Raw genomic sequence first — 9860 nt, forward strand, 5'->3', positions numbered from 1 at the left:
GCTGAAGCAAACATTGTCTGCGGAGTGGCTGAAATTGCGCCGCTTGCGCATCTGGATTGTGCTGCTGGCTCTACCTGTGGCCAGTGTTCTGATTGGAAGTGCGAACTATGCCATGAACCAGGGTGTGCTGCAAAAAGAATGGTATAGCCTGTGGACACAAGTGGGCTTGTTCTACAGCGAATTTTTCTTTCCTGTGCTCATTGCTATCTGCTGCGCAGCCCTGTGCAGGCTGGAGCACATGAACAAGAATTGGCACATGATCATGACGGCTCCTGTCTCTGTAGCGAGTATTTATTATGCCAAAATGGCGATTTGTGCCGCGCTGTTGTTACTGGTTCAGTTCTTTTTCTTCCTGCTCTATATAGCTGCAGGGCATTTATTAGGACTTCCGGCGCAGTTTCCGCCCGAAGTTATAGGGTGGATGGTACGTGGCTGGATTGCCTCGCTGTCCATAGCCGCCTTGCAATTCAGTCTGTCCTTGGTGATCCGCAGCTTTGCGCTGCCGATCGGGATTGGGCTGTGCGCGGCCTTTGCTGGGCTTGGCATGTATGTGGCAAAATTGGGGATGTTCTTTCCCCATTCACTGCTCACCCTAGGCATGGGGGTGCTTGGACAGGGCGGTTTGTCCCCGCATCAGCAATTTATCTGGGTGCTCATGAATCTTCTGTATTTTATTATTCTCAGCATTTATTCTATCAGGCGGATGAGTCAAAGAGATGTTATCGCCTGACCGGTTCACCGTCCTCTAAGTGTATTCATGCGCTCCCTTGAAATGTTCAAGGGAGCTTTCGTTTTTTGCATTCAATACATTTAGGCCTCAATTATCAGGCTTATTTACCGAAATAAAGGTATACTGATATTAAAATTTGTCAATTACGTTTGTCGTCCCCATTCTTTAGAGGAGGCTCCACCAGTGCATGACTTTATCTTTAAGCAATTGTATATGCAATCTTCCAGCGGCATCGCGGTAGTCTCTGTGAAAGAGGGGACTCTTTTGCATTCCAATCCTGCGCTTTGCGAAATGCTGGGATACATAGAGGAAGATCTTTTAAATAGACATTATTCCAATTTGGTATATAAAGACGATTGTAAGTTCACAGAACCGGATCTTCTGGTGAATCGTCTTCTTCAAGAGTCCGGATCGGCAGTTGATCTGGAGGTGCGTTTGTTGCGCAGTGATGGTTCGGTCATCTGGGCCTCGCTCCATGTGTTTCTGATTCACGGAGAAGCTGGAGAGGGGCCGTTGTATCTGGTCGCGGAGGCGACGGATATTACGGAGCGCAAACATGCGGAGAAACGCAATCTGGAGAGCCAGCACCTGTACAATCTTATTACCCGTAATACACCGGATATGATTTCTTACGGGGAGCCAGACGGTACGCTATATTATGTGTCACCTTCGGTAGAGAATCTGCTTGGCTATACGCCGCAGGAAATGCTAGGAAACAAGAGAGTAGACTATTATCATCCCCAGGATGTCCGTGAGATGATAGAAGAAGGCAAGCTATATTCGGATAATGAGGTAGCTGTGCGCAGAGCCAGGCATAAGGATGGCCGGTACCTGTGGATCGAAAGTACATTCCAGGCCATGCGCAATGAAGAAGGTGATGTTGAGAAGGTACTCGCCATCGCCCGTGATATCACAGAGCGTAAGAAATATGAGGATATGCTGGCGACAGCCCAATACCTGGCGGGCATGGGTTCCTGGGAATGGGATATTGTGAACAGCGCCCTGACCGTATCGAAGGAGCTGCGTTATATTTTCGGCTTCAGGGAGGACTATGGCAATCATTCGCTTTGTGACCACAAGCAGATTATTTCCTGCATCAAGCCAGAGGACTTCATGAAGGTTCTAGGCATGCTCAGGAAGACGGTGAAGGACGGAACTGACGGTGAGGCGATTTTCCAGATCATGACCAATGAAGGGGAAGTCAAATACATTGAATCTCATTGGCAGGTCACACTGGACGAAGGTGGGAAGGCGCTCCAGCTCAGCGGAGTGGTGCAGGATGTAACGGAACGTCGTCGCATGGAGGCGCAGCTGCGGGAGAGTGAACGGAATTATCGCCTGATTTCGGAGAATTCCCTGGACTTTATTACCCGCTATGCTGCGGATGAGCATGTAACCTATTTGTATGCATCTCCGATCTGTCAGGCCATGTTGGGCTATACCCCTGAGGAGATGGTCGGGACTTCCGGTATAGCCTACATTCATCCCGAGGATGCGGATCGGGTACAGATTTATCTGCAAAGCTGCATGAACGGCGAGAAGCTGGAGCCGGTAGTGTTCCGCTTTCGGCGCAAGGACGGGTCATATATCTGGACAGAGACGACCTTCCGTTATATCTACTCCGGCGACGGAGAGGTGTCCGAACTTGTAGGTGTGACCCGAGATATTGCCGAACGGAAGCAGTATGAAATGAAGCTTCTGGAAAGTGAAAACCGCTACAAATCCCTGTTTGAATACAATCCGTCTGCGATCAGTGCCATGGATCTGCAGGGCAGGACTCTTTCTGTGAATTCAAGCTTGCTGCATCTAACCGGGTACTCGCGGGACAATTTGCTGTTGTCAGAATTCACCGAAGTGGTCGATCCGGATGAAATGGACAACGTTCTCCGGCGCTTCGAGTTGGCTTCAGGCGGAGAGGCCCAGACCTTCGAGAGCCGTCTCATTCACCGGGACGGACATGTGGTCGAGGTGAGCGTTATCTATGTGCCGATTATGGTCAGTGGTGAGGTAGCGGGTGTGTTCGCCATCACCAGTGATATTACGGAACGCAAACGCCACTTGGAGCAGATCGAGAAGCTGAGCTACGAACATGCTTTGATTTTGAACTCCGTCTCTGAAGGTATCTTCGGGGTGAATCTGGCTGGTGAGATGATGTTCATTAATCCAGCCGCTGCGGGAATGCTCGGATATGAGCCGGGAGAGTGGTCGGCCAGCAGTCATCTGCTGACTATTCAGCAGACTTGGCTGGACGGTGAGCCGTATTCCGGCAGCCAGAAAACGCTGATTCAGGCGTTGTCGGAGAATGTTACATATGAAGAGCGCGAGGGAGTGTTCTGGCGGCAGGACGGTTCCAGCTTCCTCGTAAAATACCGCCTGACTCCACTGTTTGACAACGGTGAGCGCAAGGGAGCCGTCGTCGTCTTCCGTGATATCACGGAAGAGAAAGAGATTGTACGCGCTAAGGAATCCGCCGAGCAGGCGGATCGGGCTAAATCAGAATTCCTGGCGATTATGAGCCATGAGCTGCGGACCCCGATGAACGGTATTATCGGAATGGCTGACTTGCTCACGGGAACGGAGCTTAACGAGGAGCAAAGCTATTATACGCATATTATCAATAAAAGCGGCGAGGCTCTGCTGCATATTCTGAACGAAGTTCTTGATTTTAGTAAAATTGAAGCCGGGATGATGACACTGGAACCACGACCACTGGAGCTTACTCAGGTTATCCAAAATGTAAGCGAGGTGTTCTACCCCAAAGTGAAGGAGAAGGGGCTGCTCCTGACAAGCGAACTTGATCCAGCCCTGCCGCCAGTGGTTGTCACTGATGAAGCGCGGCTGCGGCAGATTCTCGTTAACTTGGTCGGAAATGCGGTGAAATTCACGGAGGAAGGGGATATCCGCATCTCTGTGAAGCTCCACGAGCGGCTGGATTCCGGACAAGTTGTCCTCAAGTTCTCGGTAGAGGATACGGGGATCGGTATTCCGCTGGGTAGTCAGGGACTTCTCTTCCAGTCCTTCTCCCAGCTGCATCCTTCTATCAACCGGAAGTATGGCGGAACGGGTCTTGGACTTGCGATCAGCAAGAAACTGGCCGAACTGCTGGGTGGCGGAATTGGAGCAGTGAGCCGGGAAGGCGAAGGTTCTGAGTTCTACTTTACCGTACAGGTTACCTTACCGGGAGAAGAATGGCAGCCGGAGCCCGTTAGTAACAGCTCAGCTGGAAAATCCCGGCATGATAAACCCGCAATTTTGGCGGGTGAACTGGCCGGAGGCAAATATGGGCCGTTGTCTATTCTGGTCGCTGAAGATCACCCGGTCAACCGGCAGCTGCTGCTGGCGTACTTGAAAAAGCGGGGGTACGCAGCGGATGTGGCCCTGAACGGTGCTGAGGCGGTGGAAGCGGTGCTGTCCGGCTCCTATGACCTGGTGTTCATGGATATCCAGATGCCTGTGATGGATGGGATTGAGGCTACGGGCCTTATCCGGGAGCGGCTGGGACTTAGCCCGGTGATTGTCGCTGCGACCGCCTTTGCCCGGAAAGAAGACAAGGAAATGTGCATGAGAGCAGGTATGCAGGATTTCATCTCGAAGCCGCTTCACGTTAAGGAGTTGGACCGGGTGCTGCGTGACTGGTCGGCCCGGATTCGCAGTGGCGCTTGAAGTTAAGACTTGAGCAGATCGCGTAGGATGCTTGAGTGTTGACAAATAACCATCCACTAACTATATTTAGTTTGTTCGTAATCATTACGTATTTTAAATTTTAATTAGGTTAGTGAGAGGGTATCTACATTGCAAAAGATGAAGCGCGGCGATTTTATTATCATTCTGCTGGTGCTGCTCGCAGCCGGCTCTATCTATGGAATCAAATGGTTCAACAGCTTGAATGATCATTACAAACAAGGGGATCTGATGGCCCTGATTACAGTGGACGGCAAGGAGTACAAGACTGTACCTCTGACCAAAGAAGAACAGATTATCGATATCAAGACCCAATTCGGACACAACACGCTCAAGGTGTTCGATTACGGAATCCAGATGACTTATTCAGACGCACCGCTGCGGATTGCGCTGGAAATGGGCTTTATCTCCAGGCCTAGGCAGCAGATCATCTGCATACCGGCCCGGATTATGGTTGAGGTCTTTAATCCGAATAAGTCATCGGGTGATGAAGATGAGCTGGATGCTATTATCTAATACTTTTGCCAGAGGATTGTAACTTTGACCACTCCGCTACGGAGTCGGGACTGGTATAGATATAGGGTGTAGCAGGCCGCGGGATGGGTGTGACCGACACAGCAGCGATCTGCACGATATCCTTGCCTTTGTATTTTCCAACATGAAGCTTGCCCCGGACCTCTACCCAGGTGTCTGCGGGCAGGCTTTTTTGCGTTCCGGGATACACCATAATCCCAAATGGTGTGGCATCCGCGGTACAGCATTGTACCAGAAAGCGGCTCAAGGCAAACGGGCCATCAGTAGTTGTGGCATTCTCTCGGTACACAAAACCGGATACGGCAATATCTTTGCCCTCAAAGTCCTGTTTGTATCTCTCTATAGCCCCGAAAGTCTCGGAGAAAATATCCGGATAGACCGGAATTACAGGCTGACTGTACAGCAGCTTCGCCAACTGGGCAAACTCGACTTCAAAAGGGTCGTTGGTATTAAATTGGACCTCGCGGTCCGGTTCCTTAATGTTATACGTAAGCTCAATCCCCTTCACAGATGCAGCCAGACTTCCCAGTGGCCGATCGGGCAGCAGGAAGCCGAACAGCAGCGGCAGGAGAAACAATCCATACAGGACAGTGCTTCTGATACCCCACCGGGGAAGACGGTGGTCGCAGTCGCATAAGGCAGCACCCTTGCCAAACAGTGCCTGTACCGTCAGGCTGAGCGCCATCAGGGTCAAAGGGATGGGGCAGAGTTTGATCCAGCGTGCCAGCTTAGGTGCCACATAATAATGTAGGGCATCCTGCTGTGTCAAATGACCAATATAGAGGGCAAAGGCCAGCAGAAGTACTGCCCTGAGCAGATAATGGAGCCGAATGCTCCGGGATTCATTCAAGGTCCTTCCCTCCTAACTACAACCATCCTGACATCCATACTGACCCGATGAACACCGTTGAGAAGATCAGGAAGAACAGGAATAAGGCAAATCGCGTTTTGAACAGCGAGAGCAGCATCAGCGCATTTTTAAAATCAAGCATCGGACCCAGCACCATAAAGGCCAGCAAGGAACCCGCCGGGAAAGAATGCAGAAAGGTTGAGGCTACAAAGGCATCCGAGGTGGAGCAGAGGGAGAGCAGGAAGGCTAGTCCCATCATGAAAAAATAAGAGCCCAGTGGTTTTCCGCCGATGGCTGCCAGACTATCCTGCACCATAAAGGTCTGGATACCGGACGTCAACAAACAGCCGATGATCAAATATTTGCCCATTTCAAAAAATTCGTCGGAGGTGTGTACGAATACGGCAGCAGCTTTGCCACCGCGTGCACTTTGATGATGATCCACTCCATTCTCCTGCCGGGCAGACAGACGGAGAGGGGACTTAGTGTTGGTGAAATAAACGATCAGGCCGATGATAAAAGCGACTGCAAAGGCCAGGCCCATGCGGGCATAGGCCAGCTCCGGGTGGGTACGGAAGGCGGTAATTGTGGCCCCGTATACCACGGGGTTCAGAATCGGACCGGAGAGAATGAAGACGATCGCTACATACACAGGCATACCTTTATGAATCAGGCGGCGGACTAGCGGAATCATGCCGCATTCGCAGACCGGGAACAGCACACCCAGCAGACAAGCGAAAAGAATGGCGGGTACAGGGCTGCGCGGAATCCACCGCGAGATCATTTCGTCCGGCACGAACACCCGCAGCAGGGAGGACAGTAGAGCCCCGGCAAGCACAAATGGCAGTGCCTCCAGCAGAATGCCGATGAAGCTTGCTTTGAAGGAATGGAGATACGCGTTATCCAGCAGCTCCAGATGGCCCGGCAGCCACACGATGCCAAGAATAAGCAGGAAGGCTGCGGGCAGGAGCAGCGGGAATATTTTTACCGGTGAAAAAGAGGTCAAGAGCGGAACAAGGCGGACCAGCGTTCAGTCAGCAGCGCTTCATTCAGATTCAATCCGATGCAGACCACATAGGGCAGACCGGGATAGCTGGAGGCTTCCCAAGTTGTCCGCATGCCAGCATATTGGACAAGCTGGACCGGCTCATCGTCCGATAGGATCACATGGCCTTTAGCGCGCAACAGACTGTCGCCGCATTCTCGAAAGAAGGTTTCGAACTGTCTTCTAGTGAGCTGTGCTGGCGCTCCCTGTGGAAAAGTCAGCGTCAAAGCAGCGACCTGGGAATAGGAAGTTTCCTGTGCGGTGTCATGTTCCTTCAATGCCGTTCCGCCGGAGTCCGGCAGGACCCTGGTCATTGCAGCGCTTTTGAAGGTCCGGGGTGCGCGCTGTGGCGCCGGAATGTGAAGTTCCCGGGGAGTGATGCCGGCCAGCAGGGGTACCAGATTGATTTTACTATAATGGGTGTACACGATTTCTGCCTCTATGTTCTGCTTGCGCACCGCTTTCTCTATCTTCCATAACGTCTCTTGCTCTACGAGATCGCTCTTGTTCACGATGATGAGGTCCGCCGAACGGATCTGTTGGCGCAGTGTTCGTACAAGGTGTCGGTCAGCCGATAATCGACTGTTATATTCCAGCGTATTCTCTGCATCCAGCACTGTAGCGGTGAAATGCAACGTAAGCCGGTCCCGCAGAGGCGTTTCCAGCAGTGCATGGGCGATTTCTTCCGGATTCGCTACGCCGGTCAGTTCTATGAATATGGCATCCGGACGCCTTGCCAGCAGCACTTGAAGACATTCCCCGAGCTCCTCCTTGCGGCTGCAGCATATACATCCGTCCAGTAGCTTTTCTACAGTCATTCCGGTATGCTCCTGCAAAATATAGCCATCCACATCCCGTTGCCCCAGCTCATTCATCACAATGCCCGGATTCAGGCCTCTCTGCTTGCTCTCTTGCAGCAGGGACAATAACAGCGTGGTCTTACCGCTTCCCAGAAAACCGCTGAGTATGATTACAGGTATCTTCATTTTCCTCACTCCTGCCTCATTCTTTGTAACAAGAATCATAGATTCATATTTCCATCTCTATGTCATAGGTCTACTGGAAAGACCATAAATAACAGCCTTTCGAAATTTTACGCCCTAGTTGTTGACATCTGGTGAATAAAGCGTGTATGATTTGTTAATCGTAATTATTACGAATAAAGAAAGGGATGAATGAAATGAGAGTTACCGTAACTTTGGCATGTACAGAAACCGGCGATCGCAATTACACCACAACCAAGAATAAGAAGAATCACCCGGAGCGGCTTGAGATGAAAAAGTACAGCCCTCGTTTGAAAAAAGTGACGCTGCACCGCGAGACTCGTTAAGACGGTTCATAGTACAACCTGAAATTTGAACACCGAAAGGGGAAACACCAATGACAAAAATTCCTGTAACTGTACTCAGCGGCTATCTGGGTTCAGGCAAAACTACACTGCTGAATCATATTCTGAACAACCGTGAAGGCTTGAAGGTCGCTGTTATCGTCAATGATATGAGCGAAGTCAATGTCGATGCCAATCTGGTGAAATCGGGCGGGGCGTTGTCCCGCACGGAGGAAAAGCTGGTGGAAATGTCCAACGGCTGCATCTGCTGCACCTTGCGTGACGATCTGTTGCGTGAAGTGGAGAAGCTGGCATTGGAAGGCCGTTTTGATTATATTCTGATCGAATCCTCCGGCATCAGCGAGCCTGTGCCTGTAGCTCAGACCTTTACGTACGAAGATCCCGATCTGGATATTGATCTGACCACACTGGCCCGCCTGGATACGATGGTTACCGTGGTGGATGCGAACCGCTTCTGGCATGATTTTGCTTCCGGAGACAGCCTGCTGGATCGTGGGGAAACCGCTGGTGAAGGGGATGTCCGCGATATCGTGGATCTGCTGATCGACCAGATTGAGACCTGTGATGTGCTGCTGCTGAACAAATGCGATCTGGTGGAGGAAAAAGAACTGAAGAAGCTGGAAGCGGTACTTCGCAAGCTTCAGCCTACAGCCAAGATCATCCGCACCGTTAACGGTGTTGTTGATCCCAAGGAAATTCTTAACACGGGCCTGTTTGATTTTGAGAAAACAAGTCTGTCCTCCGGCTGGATTGCCGAGCTGAATAAGGAGGAGCATACGCCGGAGACCGAGGAATATGGCATCAGCTCCTTTGTGTACCGGCGCAGAACACCGTTCCATCCGCAGCGGCTGAGTTTCTTCTTCAGCAATTGGCCGGATGAAATCGTTCGGGCCAAGGGCTTCGTGTGGCTGGCGGCGAAAGGCGATATTGCTGGCAGCCTGAGCCAGGCTGGCCCGTCGATTCAATTCGGACCGGCAGGGTACTGGTTGGCGTCAATGGCGAAGGAACAACAACTGGAGGTATTGGAGAGCGAGCCTGAGATTAAGGCTAAGTGGGACGAAGAGTGGGGCGACCGGATCAACGAGATCGTGTTCATCGGCGTTAGTGCAGACCGCTCGGAGATCGAAGCCCGGCTGGATCGCTGCCTTCTGACTGTTGAAGAAATGAAGCAGGACTGGGCAACGTTCAATAATCCGTTGCCATGGCCAGCGGAGCAAATGCTCGTAGCGGCTGCGGAATAGCAGGAGCTAAGCTGCAGGCTCTTTATTGCTATTTATGAAACCGGAATCCAAATGGGGATTCCGGTTTTTTTGCTCAATGCCTGATCTATATTAAGTGAAATTAAGATTCAAACAGAAGTGCAGGCGTTATTCTGCTGAAGTAGAGGCTTGAGCTTAAGGTCGCAAATATTCCAAACCTCAGTAACCCGAGGAACCCACGACCCCCACGAACCCCACGACCCCCGCGAACCCGACGAACCCCACGAACCCCACGAACCCCACGAACCCGACGAACCCGACGAACCCCACGACCCCCACGAACCCCGCGAACCCCGCGAACCCCGCGAACCCCGTAACCCCCACGACCCCCGTAACCCCCACGACCCCCACGAACTCCACGAACTCCACGAACTCCACGACCCCCACGACCCCCACGACCCCCACGACCCCCG

The 9860-nt window shown here is 51.8% G+C and carries 9 protein-coding genes; 5 read left to right on the forward strand and 4 right to left on the reverse strand.

The genetic code is table 11. The features are described from left to right. Position 1: 1 nt before the first annotated feature. From ACFRAM_RS23490 to ACFRAM_RS23500, 3 genes are all read left to right on the forward strand, one after another. Positions 2-730, forward strand: a complete 729-nt coding sequence (locus tag ACFRAM_RS23490; RefSeq protein WP_379468875.1) for an ABC transporter permease — start codon at positions 2-4, stop codon at positions 728-730. Between the two features lie 183 nt (positions 731-913). Further along, positions 914-4393, forward strand: a complete 3480-nt coding sequence (locus ACFRAM_RS23495) for a PAS domain S-box protein (protein ID WP_379468648.1) — start codon at positions 914-916, stop codon at positions 4391-4393. Between the two features lie 138 nt (positions 4394-4531). Beyond that, on the forward strand, positions 4532-4927 hold the full coding sequence (locus tag ACFRAM_RS23500; protein ID WP_246316945.1) for a NusG domain II-containing protein: 396 nt from the start codon (positions 4532-4534) through the stop codon (positions 4925-4927). Here the strand turns inward: ACFRAM_RS23500 and ACFRAM_RS23505 are convergent. The 3 genes from ACFRAM_RS23505 to ACFRAM_RS23515 are packed head-to-tail and all read right to left on the reverse strand — an operon-like array spanning position 4920 to position 7826. Then, positions 4920-5795 carry a TIGR03943 family putative permease subunit gene (locus ACFRAM_RS23505; RefSeq protein ID WP_379468650.1) on the reverse strand — a complete coding sequence of 292 codons (876 nt, stop codon included), beginning with the start codon at positions 5793-5795 and terminating at the stop codon, positions 4920-4922. The genes ACFRAM_RS23500 and ACFRAM_RS23505 overlap by 8 nt on opposite strands. Before the next feature lie 16 nt (positions 5796-5811). Next, the gene (locus ACFRAM_RS23510; protein ID WP_379468652.1) at positions 5812-6801 is read right to left on the reverse strand and encodes a permease; all 990 of its coding nucleotides are present in this window, start codon (positions 6799-6801) and stop codon (positions 5812-5814) included. After that, positions 6798-7826 carry a CobW family GTP-binding protein gene (locus ACFRAM_RS23515; RefSeq protein WP_379468654.1) on the reverse strand — a complete coding sequence of 343 codons (1029 nt, stop codon included), beginning with the start codon at positions 7824-7826 and terminating at the stop codon, positions 6798-6800. Before ACFRAM_RS23515 ends, ACFRAM_RS23510 begins: the two co-directional genes overlap by 4 nt. Before the next feature lie 194 nt (positions 7827-8020). Here ACFRAM_RS23515 and rpmG point away from each other — a divergent pair, with 194 nt between their 5' ends. Together rpmG and ACFRAM_RS23525 are read left to right on the forward strand one after the other, a co-directional pair. Further along, on the forward strand, positions 8021-8170 hold the full coding sequence (gene rpmG, locus ACFRAM_RS23520; RefSeq protein WP_175370466.1) for a 50S ribosomal protein L33: 150 nt from the start codon (positions 8021-8023) through the stop codon (positions 8168-8170). Between the two features lie 50 nt (positions 8171-8220). Continuing rightward, positions 8221-9429, forward strand: coding sequence for a GTP-binding protein (locus tag ACFRAM_RS23525; RefSeq protein WP_379468657.1), 1209 nt, complete (start codon positions 8221-8223; stop codon positions 9427-9429). Between the two features lie 177 nt (positions 9430-9606). On the opposite strand, the gene ACFRAM_RS23530 is transcribed toward ACFRAM_RS23525, so the two are convergent. Then, a partial coding sequence (locus tag ACFRAM_RS23530) for a hypothetical protein (RefSeq protein ID WP_379468659.1) occupies positions 9607-9860 on the reverse strand: 254 nt, incomplete at its 5' end.

Source organism: Paenibacillus sp. NPDC056722, assembly GCF_042790635.1.
Classification (GTDB): Bacteria; Bacillota; Bacilli; order Paenibacillales; family Paenibacillaceae; genus Paenibacillus_AQ; species Paenibacillus_AQ agri.